The organism is Deltaproteobacteria bacterium, from assembly GCA_009930495.1.
Lineage (GTDB): Bacteria > Desulfobacterota > Desulfovibrionia > Desulfovibrionales > Desulfomicrobiaceae > Desulfomicrobium.
Genome location: RZYB01000404.1, coordinates 1 through 1,383 on the forward strand (window position 1 = coordinate 1; position 1,383 = coordinate 1,383).

Annotated in this window: 2 protein-coding genes; both read right to left on the reverse strand. The window is 59.4% G+C overall.

Annotation, left to right across the window (positions count from 1 at the left end; all coding sequences use genetic code 11):
* A partial coding sequence (locus tag EOL86_15025; GenBank protein NCD26881.1) for a methyl-accepting chemotaxis protein occupies positions 1 to 1,124 on the reverse strand: 1,124 nt, incomplete at its 3' end.
* 129 nt (positions 1,125 to 1,253) lie between these two features.
* On the reverse strand, positions 1,254 to 1,383 hold a 130-nt coding region (locus tag EOL86_15030; protein ID NCD26882.1), incomplete at its 5' end, for a chemotaxis protein CheW.

The following is a 1,383-nucleotide window of genomic DNA, read 5'->3' on the forward strand; positions in this document are numbered from 1 at the left end:
GCCAGGATGCCGAGTTCGTCCTTCTGGTTGACGTCCACCTCGGCCGTCAGGTCGCCCTGGGCGATTTTTTTGGCGAACTCCACGCCCTTGTAGACCGGGGCGGTAATGGATCGGGTCAGCAGGAGCCCCAGGGCCAGGGCGATGACCACGCCGATGGCCATGCCCGTTCCCGCCACGACCATGGCCTGGCCAGCTTCATCCCGGGCCGAGGTGATGGTCGTGGCGCTGATGCCGGTGGACAGCTGCACGATATCGACCAAAAGCTTGTCCAGCTTGTCCTGGGTGGGCTTGGCCTCGACCATGAGCTGCGTGCCCATGTCTTCAAGGGCCTTCTGGGGCTCCTCGGCCTCGGCGCGCATGTTTCTGAACTGCGTGAACACGTTTTCCGCGGTCACGAGCAAGGCGGCGTGGGAGCGGGTCGTGGCCTCGGCATTGCCGCGCGCCACGGCGTCCTTGATGTCGCGGATCAACGTATGGAATTTTTGGTGATCTTCCTGGACCGCGTTGATGGCGGTTTGGAGTTTGGGGTTGGTGGTGGTGAAGGCTCCGGCCCATTTGCCAAAGGCGCAGGACAGGTGGTCCTCGCCACCGTCAAACGGCGTGTTCGTGGCCAGCAGCTGATCGATCTGGGTCACGAGTTTGTAGTGGTCGCCCCGGAACTGCTGCAGCTGCTCCATGAGCAGGTTCGGGGCCATGATGTCGAGCATGACCAGCCGCTGGTTGAGTTCCAGGACCCGATTGTTGGTCTTGGTCAGGTCGTTCAGGGTATCCTGGCATTGGCTCCACAGGGCGGATTCTTCCTGGCTATGGGGCAGATCGCGATAAATTTCCAGGGATTTGCCGTATTCCTCGCGAATGTTCTGGATGGCATTGGCGGTGTCCCGGCGCTGTTGGGCGGTCAGGTCGGTGCTGAGCAGGGTCCGCAGGTTGGTGGTCAGTTCATTGATGCTGCCCTTCATGCGCAGCAAATGTTCCACCGTGGGCAGGGAGCGGGTGCCGAGAACATTGATGCTGTCCGACAGGTCGCGCATGCCCAGGATGCAGATGATGCCGATGGCAAGGGCGATAAGGGCGGTCAGGCAAAAACCGCCGATGAGCTTGGGGCCAAGTTTGATGTTTTTCATGCCGGTCTCCGAATCGTGATGGAAGTGCAACGTGGTATTTTGTGCCCAGTGTCACAATCAAACTTTCTGTGCAATGCCCGGTGGCTGGTAAATATGTGACAATAGTGGCGCGACATGGGCACGAATCGGCTATCCGGCTTGGTCTTCCGGGTCGTTTTTTTCGTGGATCAATGACAGTTCCTGGGCGGAAAAGACCTTGGCGATATCGAGGATCATGATGAATTCCTCGTTCTGCTTGCCCATGGCCTTGATGAAGTCC